Annotated in this window: 24 protein-coding genes and 1 other annotated feature; of the genes, 21 read left to right on the top strand and 3 right to left on the bottom strand. The window is 46.3% G+C overall.

Annotated features, from left to right (window positions below; genetic code table 11):
- Positions 1-17: 17 nt before the first annotated feature.
- Together HMPREF0721_RS03050 and HMPREF0721_RS03045 are read right to left on the bottom strand one after the other, a co-directional pair.
- A complete protein-coding gene (locus HMPREF0721_RS03050) occupies positions 18-581 on the bottom strand; it encodes an anthranilate synthase component II (RefSeq protein WP_006598077.1) in 564 nt (187 codons plus the stop codon).
- The gene (locus HMPREF0721_RS03045) at positions 578-2044 is read right to left on the bottom strand and encodes an anthranilate synthase component I family protein (protein WP_006598076.1); all 1467 of its coding nucleotides are present in this window, start codon (positions 2042-2044) and stop codon (positions 578-580) included. Before HMPREF0721_RS03045 ends, HMPREF0721_RS03050 begins: the two co-directional genes overlap by 4 nt.
- Positions 2045-2112: 68 nt before the next feature.
- Positions 2113-2373: a binding site (T-box leader), on the bottom strand.
- 132 nt (positions 2374-2505) lie between these two features.
- On the opposite strand from HMPREF0721_RS03045, the gene HMPREF0721_RS03040 reads away from it, so the two are divergent.
- The 11 genes from HMPREF0721_RS03040 (at position 2506) to HMPREF0721_RS02985 (ending at position 14596) form a co-directional block, all read left to right on the top strand.
- Positions 2506-3105 (top strand): cytidylate kinase-like family protein, encoded by a 600-nt coding sequence (locus tag HMPREF0721_RS03040; protein WP_006598075.1) that lies wholly within the window; start codon positions 2506-2508, stop codon positions 3103-3105.
- Positions 3106-3379: 274 nt separating this feature from the next.
- Entirely contained in the window at positions 3380-6334 is a 2955-nt protein-coding gene (locus tag HMPREF0721_RS03030; RefSeq protein WP_006598073.1) for a vitamin B12-dependent ribonucleotide reductase, read from the top strand.
- 480 nt (positions 6335-6814) lie between these two features.
- Positions 6815-7816: a peptidoglycan amidohydrolase family protein gene (locus HMPREF0721_RS03025; RefSeq protein WP_156788684.1), complete on the top strand. Its 1002-nt coding sequence runs from the start codon at positions 6815-6817 to the stop codon at positions 7814-7816.
- Between the two features lie 149 nt (positions 7817-7965).
- On the top strand, positions 7966-8649 hold the full coding sequence (locus tag HMPREF0721_RS03020; protein WP_006598070.1) for an HAD family hydrolase: 684 nt from the start codon (positions 7966-7968) through the stop codon (positions 8647-8649).
- Positions 8642-9301: an HAD family hydrolase gene (locus tag HMPREF0721_RS03015; protein WP_006598069.1), complete on the top strand. Its 660-nt coding sequence runs from the start codon at positions 8642-8644 to the stop codon at positions 9299-9301. The genes HMPREF0721_RS03020 and HMPREF0721_RS03015 overlap by 8 nt, the downstream gene beginning before the upstream one ends.
- A gap of 3 nt (positions 9302-9304) precedes the next feature.
- A complete protein-coding gene (locus HMPREF0721_RS03010) occupies positions 9305-9808 on the top strand; it encodes a phosphatase PAP2 family protein (RefSeq protein ID WP_006598068.1) in 504 nt (167 codons plus the stop codon).
- A 46-nt stretch (positions 9809-9854) separates the two neighbouring features.
- Entirely contained in the window at positions 9855-10616 is a 762-nt protein-coding gene (locus HMPREF0721_RS03005; protein WP_006598067.1) for an AzlC family ABC transporter permease, read from the top strand.
- Positions 10617-10620: 4 nt separating this feature from the next.
- Complete coding sequence (locus HMPREF0721_RS03000; RefSeq protein ID WP_006598066.1) at positions 10621-10953, top strand: branched-chain amino acid transporter permease; 333 nt, start codon at positions 10621-10623, stop codon at positions 10951-10953.
- A gap of 171 nt (positions 10954-11124) precedes the next feature.
- On the top strand, positions 11125-11829 hold the full coding sequence (locus tag HMPREF0721_RS02995; protein WP_006598065.1) for a DUF2249 domain-containing protein: 705 nt from the start codon (positions 11125-11127) through the stop codon (positions 11827-11829).
- 50 nt (positions 11830-11879) lie between these two features.
- Positions 11880-12203 (top strand): hypothetical protein, encoded by a 324-nt coding sequence (locus HMPREF0721_RS02990; protein ID WP_006598064.1) that lies wholly within the window; start codon positions 11880-11882, stop codon positions 12201-12203.
- Entirely contained in the window at positions 12200-14596 is a 2397-nt protein-coding gene (locus tag HMPREF0721_RS02985; RefSeq protein WP_006598063.1) for an ATP-dependent DNA helicase, read from the top strand. The genes HMPREF0721_RS02990 and HMPREF0721_RS02985 overlap by 4 nt, the downstream gene beginning before the upstream one ends.
- Positions 14597-14674: 78 nt before the next feature.
- Here HMPREF0721_RS02985 and HMPREF0721_RS02980 read toward each other — a convergent pair whose 3' ends face one another.
- Complete coding sequence (locus HMPREF0721_RS02980) at positions 14675-15442, bottom strand: peptidylprolyl isomerase (RefSeq protein WP_040639872.1); 768 nt, start codon at positions 15440-15442, stop codon at positions 14675-14677.
- Between the two features lie 203 nt (positions 15443-15645).
- Here HMPREF0721_RS02980 and HMPREF0721_RS02975 point away from each other — a divergent pair, with 203 nt between their 5' ends.
- From HMPREF0721_RS02975 to truB, 10 genes are all read left to right on the top strand, one after another.
- Positions 15646-15888: a hypothetical protein gene (locus tag HMPREF0721_RS02975; protein WP_006598061.1), complete on the top strand. Its 243-nt coding sequence runs from the start codon at positions 15646-15648 to the stop codon at positions 15886-15888.
- Between the two features lie 214 nt (positions 15889-16102).
- A complete protein-coding gene (gene pyrH / locus HMPREF0721_RS02970; protein ID WP_040639871.1) occupies positions 16103-16792 on the top strand; it encodes a UMP kinase in 690 nt (229 codons plus the stop codon).
- A gap of 1 nt (position 16793) precedes the next feature.
- On the top strand, positions 16794-17351 hold the full coding sequence (gene frr / locus HMPREF0721_RS02965; RefSeq protein ID WP_006598059.1) for a ribosome recycling factor: 558 nt from the start codon (positions 16794-16796) through the stop codon (positions 17349-17351).
- Positions 17352-17440: 89 nt separating this feature from the next.
- Positions 17441-17896: a ribosome maturation factor RimP gene (locus tag HMPREF0721_RS02960; protein WP_040639870.1), complete on the top strand. Its 456-nt coding sequence runs from the start codon at positions 17441-17443 to the stop codon at positions 17894-17896.
- Between the two features lie 9 nt (positions 17897-17905).
- Positions 17906-19141, top strand: coding sequence for a transcription termination factor NusA (gene nusA, locus HMPREF0721_RS02955; protein WP_006598057.1), 1236 nt, complete (start codon positions 17906-17908; stop codon positions 19139-19141).
- Positions 19029-19415: an RNase P modulator RnpM gene (gene rnpM, locus HMPREF0721_RS02950; protein ID WP_341349317.1), complete on the top strand. Its 387-nt coding sequence runs from the start codon at positions 19029-19031 to the stop codon at positions 19413-19415. The genes nusA and rnpM overlap by 113 nt, the downstream gene beginning before the upstream one ends.
- A gap of 22 nt (positions 19416-19437) precedes the next feature.
- Positions 19438-21816 carry a translation initiation factor IF-2 gene (gene infB / locus HMPREF0721_RS02945; protein ID WP_006598055.1) on the top strand — a complete coding sequence of 793 codons (2379 nt, stop codon included), beginning with the start codon at positions 19438-19440 and terminating at the stop codon, positions 21814-21816.
- Positions 21817-21867: 51 nt separating this feature from the next.
- The gene (rbfA, locus tag HMPREF0721_RS02940) at positions 21868-22233 is read left to right on the top strand and encodes a 30S ribosome-binding factor RbfA (protein ID WP_006598054.1); all 366 of its coding nucleotides are present in this window, start codon (positions 21868-21870) and stop codon (positions 22231-22233) included.
- Positions 22230-23195 carry a DHH family phosphoesterase gene (locus tag HMPREF0721_RS02935; RefSeq protein ID WP_242821844.1) on the top strand — a complete coding sequence of 322 codons (966 nt, stop codon included), beginning with the start codon at positions 22230-22232 and terminating at the stop codon, positions 23193-23195. Before rbfA ends, HMPREF0721_RS02935 begins: the two co-directional genes overlap by 4 nt.
- Entirely contained in the window at positions 23192-24139 is a 948-nt protein-coding gene (gene truB / locus HMPREF0721_RS02930; protein ID WP_006598051.1) for a tRNA pseudouridine(55) synthase TruB, read from the top strand. The genes HMPREF0721_RS02935 and truB overlap by 4 nt, the downstream gene beginning before the upstream one ends.

Genomic DNA, 24139 nt, shown 5'->3' with positions numbered 1-24139 from the left:
AGTTGCCTTTTTTGTGTTTAAAGTTTGCAAATGAAATTTTCCATAATGGTGCTGCCATCTGGCGTTAAAATGGATTCCGGATGAAATTGGACGCCAAAAACGGGATACTCCCGATGGCGGACGGCCATCACTTCCCCCAGATCATCGGTAGCGGTGACGATAAGTATTTCCGGCAAATGATCTGCGATAAGCGAATGATATCGAGCTACCTTAATGGTGTTTGATAGACCGACGAACAAAGGATCGCGGGCCTGTATCTGAATCGTACTTTGTTTCCCGTGCATGAGCTGTTTGGCGTGACGGATGGTCGCGCCATAGACCTCGCAGATGGCCTGATGTCCGAGACAAATGCCCAGAATGGGAATTCGCGGACCGAACCGGCGAATGACAGCTTCGCAGATGCCGGCATCCGACGGATATTTGGGTCCCGGGGACAGCACGATTTTGGCTGGTGCGAGCTGTTCAATAACGTCGGGTGTTATGGCATCGTTGCGATAAACGATAATATCCTTATTTAAAGCTGCGATTTGCTGGTACACATTATAGGAAAAAGAATCATAGTTATCAATGAGTAAAATCATTGTTGGTCAACCTCCCAGGCATGTTCAATGGCGTCAATGACGGCCCTGGCTTTATTGGCACTTTCCATAAATTCATTATGCGGTATAGAATCGGCGACGATGCCGCCGCCGGCTTGGACCGTGACCACATCGTTTTTCTTGGACGCCATGCGAATGGCGATGCAAGTGTCCATGTTGCCGGTGAAATCCAGATAACCCAGTGCGCCGCCGTAAATACCGCGGGGCGTCTTTTCGAAAGCCTCGATGATTTCGCAGGCACGAATTTTCGGCGCACCGGATAAAGTGCCGGCGGGCAAAACGGACAAAATGGCATCGCAGGCATCAAGATCCTCTCGCAGATCGCCCTCCACCTGGGAGCAGATGTGCATGATTTTGGAATAGCGGTGGATCATCATGTATTTGGTAACCATCACCGAGTTGATTTTAGCGATGCGGCCGATATCGTTGCGGCCAAGATCGACAAGCATGTTGTGTTCAGACAGTTCTTTCTCGTCGCTCAGCAGTTCCTTTTCAAGGGCGAAATCCTCTGTTTGGGTTTTGCCCCGGGGGCGCGAGCCGGCGACGGGGAAGGTTGTTAAATGGCCGTTTTGAAGCCGGACCAGGGTTTCGGGAGACGAGCAGATAATTTCGTCATCATCGATGCTCATGAAAACCATATAAGGCGAAGGATTGGTCGTGCGCAACACGCGATAGGCGCTGAGTAAGCTGCCGCGATAAGAACTTGAAAAGGGCCGGCTTTGAACGGCCTGAAAAATATCGCCGTCTCGAATCAACGCTTTGGTCTGCTCGACCATCTGCGCATAATTGGCCTCGGAAACGGGACACTCAAAATGAACGTGACGGTCGGGATGCGCTTTGGGCAGGGGCGACACATCGCAGACCAATTTTTTCATCTTTTCGATTTCGGCACAAGCTTGGCCATAGGCAGCCATGATATTTTCGGTTTCCATGTTGACAATCAGCTGTATTTTTTGCTTTAAATGATCGTAGGCGATGATTTTGTTAAAAAACAGAAGATCGTAATCATTCCAGGCGCTGTTTTTGATTTGAATCGTCGGTTCGCTATAGCCGATCATGGCGTAAGCAAAGTAGCCAACGAAACCACCGGTAAAAGGCGGCAAACCTTCAATGCGCGGGGATCGGTGCGCGGCGAGGATCTGGCGAACGGCCGCGATGGGATCCGTTGTCGTTTCCGAATGCACCTCTCGCTTGGCATAATTTTCAACTGTAACTTGGTGGTTTTTTAATTGGATGCGTATTTTCGGATCAAAGCCTAAGAAGGAATAGCGCCCCCAGGCCTCGCCGCCTTCTACGCTTTCGAGAAGAAAAAAGTGTTGGGACTGAGCCTGAATGCGGCGCAGCAGGGTGATGGGCGTAATAATATCGGCATAAATTTCACAGCATAGAGGAATGGTGGTGTATTCCTGCGATAATTTTTTGATTTGTTCAACACTGGGAATCATCGGGATGAAGCCTCTCTTTCATAAATGTTGATTTTGGACAAAGAAAAAAGCCTTTGTTCCAATATTTTACAAGGGACAAAAGCTCAGAGAATCAAAAATCAGCTTCTGCGGTGCCACCCAAATTGGTATTCAAAAATACCCGCTCAGCAGCGTGCCAACACACGCTTTCCCGTGATAACGGCGGGAAGCCCGTTCATCTTACAACGATAATATCGCTTCAGATAACCCTCACAGGTCCATTGGGAAACGCTTCACATTCTGCCTTACACCAGCCGGCAGATCTCTGTCATGCACGCGCGCTCTTACTTGCTCCTGATCGTCAGTTTATTTACGATTACAGTAGACCTTTCGAAAATAAATGTCAAGTTTTTTCAGTAGAACATAATAAAGAAAAGTCATTAATGAAAAAGTTTACGAATTGTGTTATAATAATTTAAAATTAGTAGATAGGAGGCGGCATTATGGGTAAAGTCATAACAATCGGAAGGGAATTCGGCAGTAATGGCCGCGCAATTGCTCGGGAATTGTCAGAAGCGCTTGGCATCCAGTTTTATGATAAAGAACTCATTGAGATGGCAGCTAAAAAAAGTAAGTTATCAGATGAGGATCTGGCAGAAATTGATGAAACGCGCGCCAATCCTTGGATTTATTCTTCAGTGGGGTATCAGGTTGGCAGCGGCTACACAACAGTCGAGCCCATTAACGATTTGCTTTATCAGGCAGAAGCTTCGGTGATTCGCGATGTGGCTGAATCAGAAAACTGTATTATTGTCGGCCGATGTTCGGATTACGTGTTAAAAGATAAAATTGACAGTCGCCATGTTTTCGTCTATGCACCCCTCAATTATCGTTTGAGCGTGGTGATGAACCGCGATAATCTGGATGAAAAAAAAGCTCGAAGCGTCATCAAAAAAGTCGATAAGCGACGCCGGCTATATTATAATTTTTACACAGATCGCAATTGGAACGATTTGCGAAATTATGATCTGTCACTCGACAGTTCCATTTTTTCGATGCAAGATATTATTGGCATTTTGACAGAAGTTTATGAAACAATGTAGCATGATAATTACTTTTATAAAGGCGCCAATCTCGGCGCCTTTTTATATGCTGAAAACCATACGTTTGACACGTGGACGGATTATAATGTTTGAGATTTTAATGAGAATATTTTTTGGTGATTTACATCAATCGCTTTCCGTGATAAGATATAGAAGCTTTCAACAACAAGATATTGTGTTTTATAAACTGAAATATACAATTTTAGGCAAATAAAAAATAAGATAATCTATTGTTGAGGCAAGAGAAATTTAAAGGATAAAAGACAGGGAGACAATGGTGAAACAAATTTCGGATTTATTTATGCGTCATTTTACAGGTGATTTGGCGAATGGCACCAAAACGGTTTACGACTTGTTTGAATGGCAAACGGTTGACGTGGTGATGACCAATTATCGAACGGGGGAAACCCTGTTGGAAATGAATGATTTGGAGTTTCCAGCCAATTATTCTCAAAACGCCTGCAACATCATTGCCAGTAAATATTTTCGTAAAAGTGGTGTACCCGGACGCGGTTATGAATATTCGATGCGCCAGGTCACGGATCGCATGGTGGGATTTTGGGCGGATGCGCTTAAAGAAGAAGGCTTGATCGAGACGAACGATCAATGGCAGACATTTTACGATGAACTGGTTTTTGCATTGTTGGCACAAATGTGGGCGCCTAATTCACCCCAGTGGTTTAACACCGGCATTGAACGCAATTATCACATCGGTGCGGAATCGGATGCCCTTTATTATTATGATCCGGCCTTGAAAAAAGTGGTAGAATCTCGAGATCGTTACACAAGAACGCAGGCATCGGCGTGTTTTATTCTGTCGATCAAGGATCAGCTTTTGGGACATCGTTCCATATCGGACCATTACGTTTCAGAAACGAAATTATTTAAAGGCGGCTCCGGTGTCGGCACGAATTTTTCACCCCTGCGGGGAGAAAATGAAGCTTTGTCTTCCGGAGGGAAATCCTCCGGGATGATGAGCTTTCTGCAAGGGCTCGATCGGAATGCTGGCGCGATCAAATCCGGCGGAACAACCCGCCGCGCGGCAAAGATGGTGATCGTTGATGTTGATCACCCAGAGATTGAAGATTACATCAATTGGAAAGTCAAAGAAGAAGAAAAAGTGCGCGCACTGGGGAAAATGGGCTACGACATGGGCATGGATGGCGAAGCCTACCAGACGGTTGCCGGTCAAAATGCGAATAATTCGGTACGTGTTGACCGTGAATTTATGGATAAAGTGATGCATTTGGATGAAGATCCGGAAGCCACAATCACCTTGACGGGCCGAAAAGATCACAAGGTCGATCGTAAAATCAAAGTGAGCAAATTGTGGGATGAAATCAATGAAGCGGCTTGGGCATGTGCAGATCCCGGACTTCAGTTTGACAACATCTTTAATAATTGGCACACCTGTCCGGCGGGGGAAGACGGAGACGTCGGGGCGAAGCACAACCGTATCAACGCGACGAATCCCTGCTCGGAATACGCTTTTCTCGACGATACGGCATGCAATCTTGCATCTATTAATATTTTTCGCTTTTTTGATCCAAAAACGAAAAAGATTGACATCGAACGCTTCAGCCATTTGGCAGGACTCATTCAGTTGGTTTTGGAAGCTTCCATTTATTGGGGGCAGTTTCCCACAGAAGACGTGGCGGAGAAGAGTTATAAATTTCGGACGACGGGGCTTGGCATTGCCAACACCGCTTCTTTGATTCTGGCGTTGGGCTATCCCTACGATTCAGATGAAGCGCGCAATCTGACGGCGGCTCTTGCCGGACTGATGACCGGCCATTCCTATTTTGTTTCGGCACTGATGGCGAGCAAAGTCGGGGCCTTTGAATGTTACAAGATCAACGAGCCCTATATGATGCGGGTGATGCGCAATCATGCCCGAATTGCCGGTACCTTGACCGATGCTTTTGAGGGATTGGATTACGATCCTTATATTATTGATCACCCGATTTTAAAGCGCATGGGCTTTAAAAATCTGTCGATGCGCATCAAGGATGCCTGGCAGGAAGCTCTTGACTATGGCGAAGTCTATGGGTATCGCAATGCGCAGGTGTCTGTGATTGCCCCGACGGGGACCATTTCCTTTGCGATGGACTGTGGTGCGACATCCATCGAACCCTTTTACAGCCATGTGGTTTTTAAGAAGTTGGTTGGCGGCGGATCGATTGAAATCGTCAATCCGGTGATGGAAATGGCGTTGAAAAATTTGGGTTATACTAAGCCCCAGATTCAAGACGTCATGGCCTACATGCTCGAAAAGGATGAAAACGGCATGACGTTGCACCAGGGGCTTGAAGATGCTCCGCATATTAAAAAAGAGCATCTGCCGATTTTTGACACGGCTAATACCATCCGCCCGGAAGGCCATGTGCTGATGGTCAGTTCTATCACACCGATGATTTCTGGCTCGGTAAGCAAAACGGTCAATCTGCCCAATGCGGCCACGGTGCAGGATATTGCCGATATCCATTTGCTGGCATACCGCACCGGCGCCAAGGCGATTGCCACCTACCGCGACGGCTGCAAGGCGGCACAGCCGCTGTCGAGCGGCAGTGACAGCCAGGGTGACCGCGACCTTGAAGACCTGACCTATCAGGAACTGCTTGCTTATGCCAAGCAGCGGGAAATCGGCGTGCCGGAGCGTAGAAAGCCGCGGGGCATTCGCAACAGCCGCACGCATACAGCCAAAATTGGCGACATCGAGCTTTATATTACCATTTCGTTTTATGATGACGATCGCATTTCGGAACTTTTTGTTTCGACCGATCGGGAGGGCACGGTGATCAAAGGATTATTGGCTTCGTTATCCAAATCGATTTCGCACATGTTGCAATACGGCATTTCGCCTCAGGATATCGCGACGATGCTCCGCGGCCAGAAGTATGAGCCTTCGGGGTTCGTGTCTCGCCATCCGTATATCAAAAATGCGAGTTCGATATCGGATTTGATCTCGAAAATTATTGACATCGAATGCGGGGATTATTCCCGCTGCCAGGTGAAGCCGGCGCATCATTATAAGCGCTCCGAAAGCCAGCCGCACCAAATCGAAATGGCGCAGGTGGCGCAGATTGCGGAAGCACCGATTGATTTGGATGATGAATCACTGGAGCATGTGTACGGTGAAATCTGTTCAAGTTGCGGCTCTGACCGCTTGGTTCGCAACGGGACGTGCAAGGTTTGTCTGGATTGCGGAACGACCACCGGCTGCAGTTGATTGCTTCAGAACAAAATAAAGGCTCGTGTGTTTATTTCGAGCCTTTTTTGCTTGTGAGATTTTATAGATTATGCTTTGGCATGCGTCCTTCAAAAATATCGTTGAAATTTTTAAAATTCATTTTGGTATCAAAAGCAAGAAGCGAGGCTTATTCATTTTGATGCAGATACCGGAAAATTTCTGGACGATGAGCCCGCGGGTTTTGCCGATGGCGTGTTTGCGAATAAAGAAAGGATGCGCTTTAATAAACAGGGCTCATCGGTGTCAGAATGCGGTCGTTTGCCTGCGGATTGATTCTCATTAGGAGCTTTTATTTTTGTAGGACTGAATTCAAGCTGATAAAATGACGGAGAAACGAAAAGGGTATTATTTCTTTAGTGATTTTGAAATCAAAAGGGAAAAAGGCAGGAAAATTTGATAAAAGTGTAAAAATTATGTAAAATATATTCTATCATTTTGAGAAAAAGGAGGGAAGCTTTGTTGCCATCTTTTAAAAAGATAGCGGCCGGAGTTCTGGTGTTGTCCCTATTGCTCCCGACGACGCCGGCATTGGCGGTTACACAACAAGACATTACAAAATCAAAGCAGGCATTATCAGCCACGGAAAAACAATTGACAGATATTCAAAAGGAGATTGACAAAGCCAACCAGGAGCTGACCATTAATAAGGCATTGTTGCCGCAAAGGCAGGCCGAATATGAAAAAAGCGAGAAACAATTGGCGGCTTTGATGCGCAATGAATACGAATCGGGCGGGGATTCCCTTTTGGTTTGCTTATTTTCGGCCAAGACGCCGATTCAGGCCCTCTCCAACATGCAGAGCATGCGCTATGTGCAGGTGAATAAGAAAAAGGTGCTGACTGAGCAAAGAAAAGCCAAGGAAGAACTGGAAGCATCGACTAAAGCGATCGAAACCAACGCCAAGAAACTGGAGGCGCAAAAGGCGGCGCTTGCCAAGATCAAAGTGTCTCAGCAATCAAAGTTGGCAAAGCAAGTTTCAGAATTGAATTCGGCGGCCAGCAGTGCAGGAGCTTTTGCCCCTGGCGCGGATATTTCCAATATTGCATCGTCGAACAGTCCCAAGCTGCAGAAATTTATCAGCATTATGATTGCGCTTTGCAATGACAACTCGCATGGCTACTCTCAGAGTAATCGCTGGGGTCCGAATTTTGACTGTTCTTCTTCGATTATCTACTCGTTGCGGATGGCAGGATTGCAAACTGGGTCGGCAAACTATACAGGCAATATGGACGTGCTTTGCAGGTACGGTTGGAAAAAGATTTCTTCATCTTCTGCGGGCAGAGGCGATATTTTAGTATGCTCTTCGCATGCGGCCTTGTATTTGGGAAATGGCCAAACGGCGGAATTTCATCGAGATTATGATGGAAGGTCGGGAGATTCCTCGGGTAGGGAGTCGAATGTTGGCAAATCGTGGAAGCCGAGCAGTTCATATTCCTATGCGTTGCGTTATACAGGAAATTAATCACGATATTAAAAAAGACATTCCCTTGGGGATGTCTTTTTTGATGCGCTGAAATTTCCTCAGTTTTCAATCCCATCGGAAGATGATATAATGAAGCCGTTCTTTTTGAAGAGATAAAAAGAGAAATGAGATGACTTAAGGAGTGCGAAATGAAATATAAAGCAGCAATTTTTGATATGGACGGAACGATTCTTAACACTCTGGACGATCTGGCCGATGCGACCAATGCGGCCTTGGCGCATTTTGGCTATCCAAAGCGTAGCGTGGATGAGGTCCGACAATTTGTGGGCAATGGCACCCGCAGGTTGATCGAACAGGCAGCGCCGCTAAACATATCAGAAGCCGATATTGAAACGGTGTTTAAATGGTTTGGCCCGTATTATCAGGCGCATGCGGATATCAAGACAAAAGCTTACTCGGGCGTTGAAACACTGCTTCGGGATTTGCGGACAAACGGTGTTAAAACAGCCGTGGTCTCCAATAAGCCGGATGCCGCGGTGAAAAAACTTGCCGTTCAATATTTTGACGGATTGTTCGACATCGCCATCGGCGAAAACGAAGCAGCCGGCGTCCGCCGCAAGCCGGCTCCGGATTCGGTGGATGCCGCGCTTGACGCGTTGGGATTGGACCGGGCAAGCGCGGTTTATATCGGCGATTCGGATGTGGATCTGGCAACGGCGCGAAACGCGGGCATGGATCATATTTTGGTGACATGGGGCTTTCGTGATAAGCCTTTTTTAAAATCCTGCGGCGCGAAAGTTTTTGCCGATACGCCGCAGGCTGTTTTGGCCCTGATTTTAGACGAAAAGCATAAAGGAGAAGCCGATGCATGAAAAATACCGGGGAATCATCTTTGATATGGATGGTGTGTTAATTGATTCCGAACCCATGTATAAAACCATTGAGGACGAGATGTATCGATCGCTGGGGATTGCTCCGACACCGGAAATGATTCGAAAGAGCATGGGGCGGGGCTGTGAAAATTGGTGGCGCGATTTAAAAGACTGGTATCATCTGGAGATCGATCCTGCGGTTCAAGCGGAAAAAGAAACTGCGTTTTATCTCGCTCATTTGGAAGATCCCGTTCGGAGGCCGGCGCTTTTTCCAGATGTCCGGCGCTGCTTTGAGTCGCTTTACAAAACAGGATACCATTTGGCCATCGCTTCAGGATCGGCGCGAAAAGTCGTCGAGAAAGTCGTGGCGCTTTTGGGTGTTTCCGATTGGATCGACGGTTTTTTGACGTCGGAGGATGTGGCTGATGGCAAACCGCATCCCGCCATCATGCTGCAGTCCGCTCAAAATATGGGAGTAATGCCGGAGACGTGCTTGGTGATCGACGATGCGACCAATGGTCTAAAAGCCGCTCAACGCGCCGGTATGGATTGCTGGCTTTTTGCTTCGGCGGCGGAAGGGATAGCGGATGCTTCTCTGGCAAACGATGTGGTGGAATCCCATCGGGAGATCATGGATCGACTTCTGAGGTGATCCGTGCGCACAGACTATCCCATTTTTTATCAGCAGCTGACGACTTGGTTTCGGGAAAAGCCCGCTCGCGTGCGAGGCTTGAATGTGCTCAACGAAGGGCTGAAATGGTTTGTTTTTGGATCCTATGGCCTGTTATGCGTGCTTTTGTGGTGTTTTCAGCGCGGAGATCTTCCAATCAGTTTGGCAGTGCCGGCGGCGACGTTTGTGCTGCTTTCTTTTGTCCGGGCGAAGATCAATCGTCAAAGGCCCTACGAAACTTACGAGTTGGATCCGCTGATTCATAAAACAACCAAAGGGCACGGCATGCCCAGCCGCCATATTTTTTCGGCAGCGGTTATCGCGATGGCCTGGCTTCATTATCATACTGCGATGGGAATTGTGATGTTGAGCCTTACGCTTTTGGATGCGACGATTCGAGTGATCGGGGGCGTGCACTATCCGACGGATGTGGCCGCCGGTTATCTGAGCGGCGTGCTGGCCGGCCTTTTTATTTTTCTGATTTTATAAGGGCAATAGGAAAGCAGGGGAGGTATTTTTGAAATCTGAGACGTCTATGCCGACAAATTCTAAAAATAAAACGGTGCCGAAATTATCGGCACCTGAGGGGACATCGGTCAAACTGAAAGCGTTCAAGGCGGCATTTCCGCACACCATTCCTATTTTTGCGGGGTTTTGGTTTTTAGGCCTGACCTACGGCATTTACATGCGCGCATCGGGTTTTTCTTTTTGGTATCCGATGGTGATGAGCTTGGTGATTTTTGCCGGCAGCATTGAGTTTGTAACCGTATCGATGCTGCTTGCGCCTTTTCATCCGCTGTCGGCGCTGGTGATGACCTTGATGGTGAACGCCCGCCATCTGTTTTACGGCATTGCCATGCTGGATCGTTACCGTGATGTGGGGATTAAAAAATATTATTTGATTTTTGGGCTGTGTGACGAAAGCTTTTCAATTAATTATACGGCGGATATTCCAGAGGATGTGGATGCCGGTTGGTTTATGTTTTTTGTGACGCTGCTCAATCATGGCTATTGGTTTTCCGGGGCGACGTTGGGAGGCCTTTTTGGATCGCTGCTGCATTTTAATACCAAAGGACTTGCATTTGTGATGACGGCCATGTTTGTCGTAATCTTTATGGATCAATGGGGAAAAGAAAAAAATCACGTCAGTTCTCTGACGGGCATTGCCGTGTCGCTGATTTGTTTGCTGCTCTTTGGCGCAGACCATTTTATCATTCCGGCGATGGCGGCGATTTTAGGCCTGTTAAGTTTGTTGCGAAATCCTCTGGAGCGTCAGGAGCTGGGAAAGAAGGACTGAACGAATGAAGATGACACTGGTCCAGCAATGCATCACCATCGGCATGGTGGTGCTCGGCACTTTAATGACCCGCTTTTTGCCCTTCGTGGCTTTTCCTTCTGGAAAGCCGACCCCCAAATACATTCAGTATCTCGGAAAAGTGTTGCCTGCCGCGGTATTTGGTTTATTGGTGGTGTACTGCCTGAAGGATGTGAATGTATTGGCGGGTTCCCACGGTTTGCCGGAATTTATTGCCATTTTGGTGGTCATCGGGCTGCATCGATGGCAAAAGCAGATGCTTTTATCCATTGCCGGCGGCACCATTTGCTATATGCTGTTGCTGCAATTGGTTTTTTAGTTTTTTAATCGCTTTTTTTATTTAGGGCCCGGACACGGGCCTCTTTTTTTGTTCGGTCTTGCATATGAAAATAAAAAATAATTATTTTGTAGTGTGTTGGACAGACAACATTCTTTTTAAACCATTGGCATATAATAAAGACTAACGAATAAAAAGATTGGAGTAAAAGCAATGCAATATGCAAAGGAACAAAAAGATTGGCTGCGTCAGGCCGAGACATTTCAAGTGATTGATGTCCGCCACAAAACAGGAAATTTTTTTCCGGGAATTCGCAGGAAAGCGGCCGATCTCGCCGTTGGCGAAGGCTTGATTGTGCTGCAGACTTTTGAGCCGCATCCGCTTTGCTTGGCGCTGAAAAAGATGGGGTTTGATTATTGGGTTGAAACGCCGGAGCCCAATTGCTTTAAGACTTATTTTTACCGCGAGGCCATCCCGTCGGAGGATACGCCGGCTCCCTATGCGCCGCTGGCACTGCTCAATTATCCGATGATTGACGAAAAGCTCGGTCAAGTTGCCGTTGATTTTTGGGATTTAACCTGGAACGATGAAAAGCGTTATCTCCCCTATGAAATGCGCTTGCTTTTATCGCTGGCGAATGCTGTGGGGGCGGGCAGAATGCGCCAGGCCGGCCGGGAATTGGTGAAGGCCTACGCCCATGGTTTGGATGTCCGCGCGTTGGACGATGTGTTTGAATTGCTTGCCTGGAACCAAGGCATTGGCCATTTTTCATCAGAAATCGGACCTTCGGCGTTGTTTCGCGCTTATAAGTTCATCAAATCGGAAGAATCCAAAGGGACTGCGCGCGCTGAGATCGTGATGAAATTAAAAGAAAATTTTGGAGAAAAGAATCCGGAAGTCGGCGTCGACAATCATTAATGCAGCCTTTCAACACATTCGTGTTATAATCAACACAAAAGGAGGCTATTATGATTGAAAAGCTGCAATGGATCCTGGTGGGTTCAGAACTGCCGGATCGTCAAATAAATTGTCTGGTCAGCGTAGTGCATTATCCCATGGCACAGACCATCGGCGGGGCAGCCGGCGAAGCTAAGCGCGAAATCGCATTGGCGACGTTTATTCCTGCCTTTAAACAGGGTGGCCAGACAATCTTTTTAACCCATTCCACCAGCGAGGATATGAACAATGTGCTTTTTAACGACAGCAAAATTTTAACGGATGATGGCGGGTGTATCGCAGAGATTACGGCTTGGATGCGGTTGCCCGATCCCTATGAACCGAAAGCGCAATGACCGTTCAAAATCAGGAAATGATACGACCGGCGGATTCGTCTGAAGAAGATGCGCGCACGATTCATCTGTCGGTGAAAGATCTGGTGGCGTTAGTTCTTCGAAGCGGCAGCATCGACAATCGCTTCGGCGGTTTTGATCGAGCCCAGGAAGGGGCAGCGATACATCGTCGTCTTCAGAAGATGGCGGGGGAACATTACGAGCCGGAAGTCACCTTGCGCAGATGTGTCCGTTTTGAATCCTATCGTTTTGATCTGCAGGGCCGTGCGGACGGGATTATCCGCGAGGCAGGAGCCGTTCTTATCGATGAAATTAAGACCGTTTCAAAGGACGTGATGGCGTTGACGGAAGCCGACGATCCGGACTTTTGGGCTCAAGTTAAGCTTTATGGCTGGATGGTTGCCGAGGAAGAAGACCTTGAATCGATTGGAACGCAATTGACGTATTATCAGGTGCCCTCCGGGACCTTCCGCACCCTTCGCCAAGATTTTACGCGAGAAGAACTCGAGACTTTCACCAAAACGCTTTTGGCGGATTTTATGAAGTGGGTGCGGCTGCGTACGGAGAATGTGATTGCAAGAAACCGCAGTCTTTCGCATTTGCCGTTTCCCTTTGCCCGGTGGCGGAGCGGTCAGCGGGAAATGGCCATTGCCGTTTATCGCTCAGTATTGCAGAAACGTGCGCTGCTTTGTCAGGCACCGACGGGTATTGGCAAAACCTTAGCCGTTTTATACGGTGCGTTGGCCGCCATTGGTCAGGAAAAGGGCGAGCGCATTTTTTACGCGACGGCTAAAACGACGAATGCCTTCGCGGCAGAAAAAGCGGCGTATTTGCTTCGGCAGCGGGGAGCCGTTTTCAAATCGGTGACACTCACGGCAAAGGATGCCGTTTGTTTTTTGGAAAAACGTGAATGTAATCCGGATGCGTGTCCCTACGCGGCACATTATTATGATCGGGCAGGAGTCGTGGTTTATGAAGCATTGCACCGGCATGACCATTTTGACCGCTCTCAGATTGAAGCTCTGGCAAGAGATTATGCATTATGTCCTTTTGAGCTGTCCCTTGATTTGGCGGATTGGTGCGACATGATCATCGGCGATTATAACTATCTCTTTGATCCGCATATCGCTTTGGAGCGCTTGTCCGGTCCGAAAAATGATTTTGGACAGACGATTGCCTTAATTGATGAAGCGCATAATCTGCCGGATAGAGCTCGCGGAATGTTTTCCGCAGCGATTTATAAAGCAGACGCTCTGGCAGTACGCAGGACAATTTCCAGACAGGATTCGTCTTTCCGAAAAGCATTGACCAAACTCAACAATGCGTTTTTAGCCTTACTTCAAAGTCAGGAATCAGATTTTGAGGTGGTGTCATCCTCCCAAATTGCGCCTCTGAATGAAAGCCTGCAATACGCTTGCTTTGCCTGCGAAGCCTATACAAAATCGGCGCGGGAACATGGGAATGTCGTGGAGGATTCGGTCATGGATTGGTATTTTAACGCCAGAAGGTATCTTGATCTGGCGGAAATAGCGGGTGCGGAAAGTGTTGTCACCTGTGAAAAGAAAAGAAAAAATCTGATCATCACGCAAAGGTGTCTGGATCCTTCCAGGCATATTGGTGAAAAAGCGGCCATGCTTCGAACGGTGATTTATTTTTCGGCGACATTGGTGCCCAAGGATTATTATGCTTATTTTCTGGGCAGCGGCCGGGAGACGGCGGCGATCCAGCTGCCTTCACCCTTTGATGCCGACCGTTTTGGCGTTGTCGTGGCTAATCATATTTCGACCAAATATCGCGATCGGGAAGCGAGTGCAGAGGCAGTTGCCCAACTGATCAAAACCTTTGTGTCCGGCAGAAGCGGCAATTATTTGGTTTTTTTACCGTCGTATGCTTATCTGACACTAATGGTTGATCGTTTGGGCGAAGATAACTCGTTTGAACTTTTAGTGCAGGATCCGGCAATGACGGTTGATAAACGGGAAGTTTTCTTATCGCGGTTTCAGGAAAAAAGCAAGAAGACTTTGGTTGGGTTTTGCGTGCTTGGAGGATTTTTTGGCGAGGGGATTGATCTCAGCGGGGATCGACTGATCGGCACGGTGATTGTCGGTGTGGGATTGCCCATGGTTTGCCCGGAAAATGATCTGCTCAAACGGTATTTTGATGAACAATTGCAGTCCGGATTTGATTATGCCTATCGGTATCCGGGGATGAATAAAGTAATTCAGGCCATGGGGCGGGTGATCCGGGCGGAAAGGGATCGCGGCATGGCGCTTCTAATTGATTCCCGGTTTTCCCAAAAGGCTTATCGAAGTCTGCTGCCAGTTGCAGATCAAAAAATTCATTTGGTTCAAAATGCAGAAGCACTGCGACAAGTGGTCGGCCATTTTTGGTCATAAGACAATGACCAAGAGACGCAAGTGCAAAAAACAAAATAGAGATCTCGAAAGTTCTCGAGATCTCTATTTTGAAGATTTTTATAAGCCCAATTTGATATTGACGTGATACTGTTTTTTCAGATCTTCTGCCTCTGCAACGTAACGGCGATTTTGCTTTTGTCCTAGAAGGAAACGATGAAGACTGTCGCGGGCGGCTTCATAGGGAACTATCTCGTTTGTCTTGTGATCAGTGCATTGAATGATGTGCCAGCCGAACTGCGTTTGGACGGGGGCGCTGGTCATCTCTCCGGGGTTCAGCGAAAAGGCAGCCATTTCAAATTCGGCAACCATTTGTCCTTTATGGAAATAGCCGAGATCACCGCCGCGGTCTTTATTGGAAGCGTCGGCAGAATAAGCCTTTGCCGCCTGTTCAAAGGTTTTTCCGCCAGTATCGATTTCTTCAATGATATCGATGGCCTGCTGTTTGGCCGGAACTAAAATGTGACTGCAGCGAACGGAATCCGGCGCGATAAATTTGTCCTGGTTTTCATTGTAATACTGGCGAAGCTCGTCTTCTTCAACTTTTACGGAAGACATAAAATGTGAAATCATGTATGATTTTAAAAATTTTTCAGTCATTTCTGCAAATTCTTTTTGATATTCTTCCGTTTCTTCGATTTTTTCAGCTTTGCCTTTTAAATAAAAAAGTTCTTGCGCAATCATCTCGTTGAGCAGTTGACGGCGGCCTTCATGGGTGCGAAATTGCATTTGCTGATCCTGCGGCGCCTGTTCAATGAGCAAATCCAGTTGGCTCTGCGTGATTTCTTTGCCTTCAACAGTGGCAAGGACTTGATCCTTTTCTGACATGTGATCCTCCTGTGATCGGTGATTTAATGCCATTTAGTCTATCGTTTGCGTTTTTTTTTGTCAAGCTGCGATTAATAAGCAAGAATCAGGATAAATAGGCGCGTTTTTTAAGAAGCTAAGTGTAAACGGCTTGCAAAAGCGCGCTGGAGATGTTAAAGTGAAAGGAATTATTCAGAAACGATACATTTGTTAAGGAGAACGCCATGCAGGAAGACCAGCAGCCAAAGAAACATTATCAAATTCCATCGGGGGTGAACTACGGAAAGACCGTTGTGATCTCAAGCGATCATAACGTTCGTTTCAATTGCAAAATTGTGATTGACGCGGTGCGTCAAGATCCATTTTTGGCCCAATTGGTTAATGTAAAAGTGGGAGACGTGGTTTTGCGGGGAAACAGGCATTATCGCGTCAATCGAATCGATATGATCCGAAATCCTTCAAGTTAACGAGTTTCTTCTTTACTTTTTTTGAATATCGTGTATAATAAAAATAATCGTTGTGTGGTTTTAGCGCGCAATAAAACACGAAAAATTTCGGGAAGGGCACATTTTGTGTTCTTTTTTTTCAGATAAAGTCTCGTTCACTTTTCCGATTTTATCTGGAGACAAACACCATCTTTAAATTTGGGAGGTTCTTTTGGACGCAAAGTATAAAAGGGTTATGATCAAGCTCTCTGGTGAAGCCTTGGCTGGTGAGCAGGAATTCGGAATTGATCCGGCAACCGTTCAGCAAATCAGTGAATCCGTAAAAGAAGTCTATGTTCATGATGTGGAAATCTCTGTTGTTGTTGGTGGCGGCAATTTTTGGCGCGGTCGTCAGGGATTCGGTATGGATAAATCGACAGCCGATTATATGGGAATGTTATCAACCGTGTTGAATGCTTTAGCGTTGCAGGATGCATTAGAACAAATGGGCGTTCCGGTCCGCGTTCAGACAGCCATCGAAATGAAGGAAATTGCGGAACCCTATATCAAGCGTAAGGCTATGCGTCACCTTGAAAAGAGGCGCGTCGTTATTTTTGCGGCGGGAACTGGGAATCCATTTTTCACCACAGATACTACGGCGGCGCTTAGAGCAGCAGAAATTGATGCCGATATCATCCTGCTGGCGAAAAATGTAGATGCTGTTTATGATTCTGATCCGGCGATCAATCCAAATGCTCAGAAATTTGATCATCTGAGTTATTTGGATGTGATTAACAAAGGGCTTAAAGTAATGGATTCGACGGCCATCACCCTTTGTATGGATAATGATATTCCAATTTTGGTTTTCGGTTTGGATAATCCGGATAATATTTTGCGCGCAGTTAATGGCGAACAGATTGGCACATTAATTGAGGGGGGAAACTAAGATGGTTAATGAAATGATGCAGCGTGCCGAAGAAAAAATGAATAAGGCATTAGAAAATTTGAGCGGCAGTTTGAACACTTTGCGTGCGGGACGGGCCAATGCGCATATTCTCGATAAAGTGACCGTCGACTATTATGGGGCACCAACAGCGATTAATCAGCTGGCCACGGTTGCGGCACCGGAAGCACGACTGATCACAGTTCAGCCTTATGACACAACAGCGCTGCCGGCGATCGAAAAGGCCATTCTTACAGCAGATTTGGGATTTAATCCATCCAACGACGGCAAGATTATTCGTTTAGCGGTGCCGCAATTAACCGAAGAACGCCGAAAAGAATTGGTCAAACTCACCAAAAAATATGGAGAAGAATGCAAGGTCGCCATGCGCAACATCCGTCGCAAGTCAGATCAAAAACTTAAAACGGCGCAAAAGGACGGGGACATCAGCGAAGACGAAATGCACGATGGCCAGAATTCTGTTCAGAAATTAACCGACAAAAAGATCAAAGAGATCGATGCGGTTCTGAAAGCTAAGGAAGAAGAAATTCTGGCGGTATAACGGATAAAACCAAATAGATCTGGTTCAAGAGTGGGGTGACCCGCTCTTGTGTTTTTATGAGAATGATACAATATTCTCAAAGGAGAAAAATGGCAAGGAAAGACGCGATTTATGAGTTGCTCAAGCCACAGGTGACGACTTTGGGCTATGAACTTTACGATGTGGATTTTGAAAAGGCCGGGAAAAAACGCATTTTAACGGTCTACATTGATCGGAAGGAAGGGATCAGCTTGGAAGACTGCGAAAAAGTCAGCCGAGAAATCAGTGCGTTTTTGGACGCAGCGGATCCAATCGCTGAAACATATACCCTTCAGGTGTCTTCGCCGGGATTAGAACGTAAACTGACGAGATTGAAACATTATCGGGCAGTTGTCGGCGAAATGATTGATTTAAAACTTTTTGAGGCCATCGATGGGCAAAAACAATTATGTGCTGTTTTGCGCTTTGTTGATGATGAAAAAATTGTGGTTCAAGAGGGTGACGCTGAGCCGTTAACGATCCCGTTTAAATCAATTGCAAAAGCATCTCTTCATTTTGAATTTTAGGAGTAGAAAATGAATGCAGAATTTTTAGCGGCCCTGGACGTTTTAGAAAAGGAAAAGGGCATTAATAAAGAAGAATTGATAGAGGCAATCGAAAGCTCGATTGAACAGGCTTATCGCAAGAATTATGGGTCTGAACAAAATGTTGAGGTGAGGTTTGACCGGTCTTCTGGTGAGATTCAGGTATACACTACCTGGCTGGTTGTCGATGAGGTGATGGATCCCGATAAGGAAAAGACATTGGCAGAGGCCTTGGCGATTGATGAAGCGGCGGAAATCGGTCAAATGATTGAGAAAAAAATTGCACCGAGGCATTTTGGCCGCATTGCAGCCCAAAATGCCAAACAAATGATTTATCAAAAGATTAAGGAGCAGGAACGTAAAAATATTTACGACACATTTATTGAACGCCAAGATGAAGTTGTGACAGGAAAAATTGATCATGTGGATCGCCGAATGGTCTATGTGGATATCGGCGATGCGACGGGGTTGATGCCGCTTTCCGAGCAGATTCCGACCGAGCATTATAAAGCGGGACAGCGCATTCGTGTTTACATTACTTCAGTCAAGGAAACGAGCAAAGGACCGGAAATTATGGTGTCCAGAACGCATTCCGGATTGCTTAAACGGCTTCTCGAAGAGGAGGTACCGGAAATTTACGATGGCGTGGTCGATGTTGAAAGCATCGCTCGAGAAGCGGGTTCACGTTCAAAAATTGCGGTTAAATCGAATGACAGCACGGTTGATCCGGTTGGATCCTGTGTGGGATACCGTGGCACGCGCATCCAAAATATTATTGATGAATTGGGCGGTGAAAAAATTGATGTCATTCGCTATAACGAAGATATTCATGAATTTATCGCCAACGCTTTGAGTCCGGCCAACGTTATTGAGGTTTTGGCTAATCCTCGCGATAAACAGGCGTATGCTGTGGTTGACGATTTTCAATTTTCGTTGGCGATTGGCAAAGAAGGACAAAATGTTCGCTTGGCGGTTCGATTGACTGGCTGGAAGATTGATATTAAAAGTGCCAGTGATTTTCAGGCGATGCTGGATGAAAATCCGAATTTGAGAGAGGAATTTTCCCAGGAAAAAGAAACCGAGAAATTGGTGGATGATATCCTGCAAGAGATGGATGAAGTGCTCAGTGATGATGCCGGCGCTGGATTGCTGGACGACGATTCAGATACAGAGACCGATGTTTTGGCAGATGATCCTATTGAAGCAGAAACGCTTCCGAACGATTGAAATGATGAAAAAAATACCGATGCGAACATGCATTGCATGTAAAGAGAAACAACCCAAGAAAGATTTAATTCGAATCGTATATAACGAAACCGAAGGGTTGACATATGATCTGACAGGGAAGAAGAACGGTCGGGGAGCCTATATCTGTCGGAACTTGCAGTGTCTTGATAAATTAAAAAAAGAAACCCTTCAATCGGCTTTAAAACAGTCGATCAGTAATGAAGCGTTTGACCAACTGATAGTTGCATTACGTAAGGAAATACAGCCCATGTAAATATAATAAAGGAGGAAATTATATGGCAAAATTGAGAGTATATCAATTAGCAAGTCAGTATGATATTCCAAGCAGAGAATTTGTCCAGATCTTAAACCGATTTGAAATCCCGGTTAAAAATCATATGAGTGCGCTGACAGATCAACAAGTTGAAAATTTTAAAAAACAATTTGATCCCGAGAAGGACCGGCGCACTGAAGAACAGACGCCGGCTAAAAAGAAAAAAGTGCCTTCTAAGAAAACCTCCGCTGCAAAAGAAGAAGCCAAGACGGCATCACAAAAATCAAAACAAGTTCCGAAACAAAAGATAAAACAATCGCACGCAGATCATTCGGAAAAAGCTCAGGGTGCGGATAAAAAGCGTACTGAAAAGAAAAAAACAGCTGATATAAAGCAGAAATCGGCTAAGCCAAAACAATCAGGGCCTCAAGAACATGCGTCGGGATTAAAAAAGAAAAATGGTGCGGAGGCATTGCCGAAACAAAATGGCGAAAATAAAAAAAATCGCAAAAAGAAAAATAAAAAGGATCGCGCCAACCGCCAAAATGAGCCGGCTCTTAAGGTGAAAGATCACAGTAAAAAGGGAAAAACCTCTCACGCGGTCTACAAAAAGAAAAAAGACGAAAAGAAAACGGAACAGGCAAAAAATAAAGTCTATGCCATCCCGGAAAACATTACAGTTAGTGAGCTGGCTGAGACATTAGATGTTGCAGCGACCGAAATCATTAAAATTTTGATGCTCGCCGGAACCATGGCCACGATCAATCAAAGGATCGACTTTGATACAGCGCAATTGGTTTGTGATGAACTGGGGTATGAAGTTGAAGCCGTTAAAGTTGAAGATGTTTTTGAAAAAATGCTCGAGGAATATGACGAAGAGGAAACGGGTAATGAAGAAATCCGACCGCCAGTTGTCACCGTCATGGGGCATGTTGATCACGGTAAAACATCGCTGCTTGACCGTATCCGGAAATCACATGTAACAGCGGGTGAAGCCGGCGGCATCACCCAGCATATTGGGGCGTACACGGTTAAGATTCAAGGGAAGTCGATCACTTTTATTGACACCCCGGGCCACGCCGCGTTTACGGCCATGCGCTCACGCGGTGCTCAAATGACGGACATTGCTGTTTTGGTTGTGGCTGCGGATGATGGTGTGATGCCGCAGACGATAGAAGCCATCAATCATGCCAAGGCGGCAAAAGTGCCGATCATTGTTGCAATCAATAAAATCGATAAAGAAGGTGCCAATCCCGAACGCGTCAAGCAGGAGTTGGTCGATCAAGGTGTGATTGTTGAAGAATGGGGCGGTGATGTTATCGCGGTTCCGGTTTCGGCCAAAAAAGGCAAAAATATCGACGAATTGTTAGAAAACATTTTGTTGGTTGCCGAAATCGAAGAATTGAAGGCAGATCCCGATCGGCCGGCGCGCGGTTGTGTGATTGAAGCGCGGGTGAAAAAGGGCAAAGGCTCAACCGCTTCCATTTTGGTTCAGCAGGGGACGCTTCACCTCGGCGATGCGATCCTCTCTGGAACGACCTATGGCCGCGTGCGAACCATGGTTGATGATAAAGGCCGTCGAATCAAAAAGGCAGGTCCGTCGAGACCCGTTGAAATTTCAGGCCTTTCCGGAACACCGGAGGCCGGCGATGACTTTATCGTTATGCCGTCAGACAAGGAAGCAAGACAAATGGCGGAACAGCGCCTCGAACAGGAAAAGAACAACCGTCAGGCAAAAGCGAAAGTTTCGTTGGATGATCTGTTCTCTCGAATTCAGGAAGGCGATGTCAAAGATATCAATCTGATTGTAAAAGCGGATGTTCAGGGATCGGTTGAAGCATTGTCGCAATCGCTTCAAAAATTGAGTAATGACGAAGTTAAAGTCAATGTCATTCATGGTGCTGTTGGTGCGGTCAATGAATCAGACGTATTGCTGGCGACCACCTCCGACGCGATTATTATTGGATTTAATGTGCGTCCGGATAAAAATGCATTGGCGGCTGCTGAAAATGAAAAAATCGATATTCACCTCTATCGTGTTATTTACGATGCGATTGACGATGTGAAGAAAGCCATGGAAGGGCTGCTCGATCCGGAGTTTGTGGAAAAAGTAACCGGAGATGCGGAAGTGCGCTCTACCTTCAGAATTCCGGGAGGCGTCATTATCGCCGGTGCTTATGTTACAGACGGGAAGATCAGTCGCTCCGATGAAGTGCGTGTCGCACGAGACGGCATTGTTGTTTTTGAAGGGAAGATCGCTTCACTGCGCCGATTCAAAGACGATGTGAAAGAAGTCAACCAAGGTTACGAATGCGGTATCGGTATCGAAAACTACAACGATATTAAAGAAGGCGATGTGATCGAAACTTTTGTCAATGAAGCTGTTAAGCGCGAACTTTAGAGTTTTACCCTCATTGGGACTGAAAATCAAAAATAGAAAGGGCTAATCAAGATGGCTTCTCATAGAAAAGAAAAGATTGACGCTCAGATTCAAAGAGAACTGAGTTTGATCATTCGACAGAAAACGAAAGATAAACGCCTGCACAACAATACTTTAAGTATTACTGGCGTCAAGGCAACACCTGATTTAAAAGTGGCCACAGTGTACATCAGTGTGCTTGGATCGGAAGAGGATGCGCAAGGTGTTATGGAGGCCCTGAAAAAGGCGAAGGGATTTTTGCGCAGCAGCCTTGGAAAAATCATGAAAACACATATGATTCCGGAACTGCACTTTAAACGGGATGAATCGGTTGCTTACGGCATGCACATTGATGCCATTTTAAATGAACTGCATCAGCAGGAAAGTGAAAAGGCATGATCAGACCCATCTCACAGGAAATTGCAGATTATCTGAAAACTCATGATCGTTTTTTGATCATGGCTCATCAAAAACCGGATGGCGATGCTATTGGTTCCGCCATTGCTTTGGGACTGGGGTTGAAAAAATGTCGTAAAAAAGTCGATTATTATGTACAGACGCCAGTGGAGCAAAAGCTTGCCGGGTTGCCAGAAATCAACTGCTTTAATCGCAACATGGCTGATCACTATGACGCACTGGTTTTTGTGGACTGTTCGACTTTGTCCTTTGCTTTTAAACCAAAGGAATTGCCCCCTCATGATTGCAGTATCGTCATAGACCATCATCAAAGCAATGAGGGCTATGGCGTTCTCAATCATGTGGAAATTACCTCGGCGACAGCCGAATTGGTTTTTCGGCTGTTGATGCAAATGAATATTGAATTGGACGCAGAAATTGCAGATGCTGTTTTCGCCGGTATTTCGACGGATACCGGCTCGTTTCAATTTTCAAATGTGACAGCTGAGACCCATGAAATTGTAGCGCAGCTTTACGCTTATCGGAATGACTTCGCCGTTCTATCGAAACAGTTGCATTGTGAAAAATCCTACGATCAAATGAAAATGTACGGGGCGGCGGCTTCGGTGCTGAAAGTCTTGGACAACGGCCGGATTGGATGGGTATTGCTTGATCATGCAACGATTCAAAAATATGGCGGTGATATTAATATCACAGATGACATTGCCAATATCGGCATGAATACCTTGGGAATCATGGTGGCTGCAACCATTAAAGAAATCACGCCGGGGCAATACCGCATTTCGCTCAGATCGCGTTCTCCGTTTGATATTGATGTTTCGGTTATTGCCAAGCGTTATGGAGGCGGTGGTCATAAACGAGCGGCCGGGTTGACATTTGCCGGTGATTTGATGGAAATCCAAAACGCATTGATTGATTTGGTGGCCGGTAGCATTGACAGATGACGAATAAATCAGTGAAACAGCCAAACGGCGTATTGATTGTGGATAAACCCAAGGGAGTGACCTCTCATGATGTTATCAATAGTCTGCGTCGACTTTACCAATTCAAAAAAATCGGACATACTGGCACGTTGGATCCTAATGCGTCTGGTGTGATGCTGGTGTGTTTTGGGCCGGCTACCAAATTTATTCAATATTTTACAGATACAGATAAAACCTATCAGGCCGAAGTAATTTTTGGTTTGGAAACAGATACTTATGATGCGACAGGGAAAGTGCTCCGAGTATGCACACCGGATTTTTCTATTGCTGCATTGCATCACGCGTTGCAGCAATTTAAGGGCGATTTAATGCAAAAACCGCCGATTTATTCGGCTTTAAAAAAAGACGGAAAAAAATATTACGATTATGCGCGAGCCGGCCGAATGGTTGAGATGCCGGAGAGAGCGATCCGTATTTATCAAATAGAAATTCGAAAAATCGATGCATTGCCCCAGCGCTGCGAATTTTTGGTCCACTGTTCGTCGGGAACCTACATCCGCAGCTTGTGTCATGATCTGGGAACGGTGATGAATACCTGTGCTTGTATGGGTGATTTGAGACGCACGGCGGTCGGGCGGTGGCGTATTGAAAATGCGCATACCTTGAGCAACCTTGAAAAAATGTCGATGGCAGAGCGTTTCGAAAGGCTTCAGTCAGCTGAACGCTTTTTAGATCAATATGATTCGGTGCAAAGCAATGCATGGGGCGATCGCTTTATTGGAAACGGCGCAGAACTTTACGCTTGGAACAGTATGACCGGTTTTGAAAAATTGGAAGCCGACCAATTGCTGCGTATCTACGATAGCCAAGGCAGATTTAAAGGAATCGGCCAATTTAGATTAAACGGTAAAGTCCAGCCGACTGAACCTTGCGTGCGTCCGCTGAAAATGATGAATTCAGAATAA

This window comes from Pseudoramibacter alactolyticus ATCC 23263 (genome assembly GCF_000185505.1).
Lineage (GTDB): Bacteria > Bacillota > Clostridia > Eubacteriales > Eubacteriaceae > Pseudoramibacter > Pseudoramibacter alactolyticus.
Note: the sequence above shows the minus strand (reverse complement) of the source record. Positions and strands in the feature narration are given on the sequence as shown.